Source organism: Pseudomonas sp. S36 (genome assembly GCF_016647875.1).
Taxonomy (GTDB): Bacteria; Pseudomonadota; Gammaproteobacteria; order Pseudomonadales; family Pseudomonadaceae; genus Aquipseudomonas; species Aquipseudomonas parafulva.
Window position 1 is genome coordinate 1 of sequence record NZ_JACVVG010000122.1, and the last position, 244, is coordinate 244.

1 protein-coding gene is annotated in these 244 nt (G+C 59.0%); it reads right to left on the bottom strand.

The annotated features are described in order from the left end of the window. Positions 1-244: immunoglobulin-like domain-containing protein (locus tag IAE36_RS23545; protein ID WP_328822879.1), on the bottom strand; the 244-nt coding region annotated here is incomplete at both ends.

The window sequence follows — 244 nt, forward strand, 5'->3', positions numbered from 1 at the left end:
CGTCAGGGTCGCGGTGGTAGTGTCGATCGAATCATTGATCGTGGTGACGGCCGGAGTTGGGTTTGGCGCCAGCTGTTCGAAGTTGCCGCCCGAGGCGTCTTTGATGGTGACGCTAACCGTCGAGCCGTTGTTATACACATCGTTCGGCGGGGTTTGGAAGTCGATGCTGCCCTGAGTTTTGCCCGCTTCAACAGTAATGACCTGGCCGTTGGACAGGGTCACAGTGACCGGCGTTTGAGCCGGG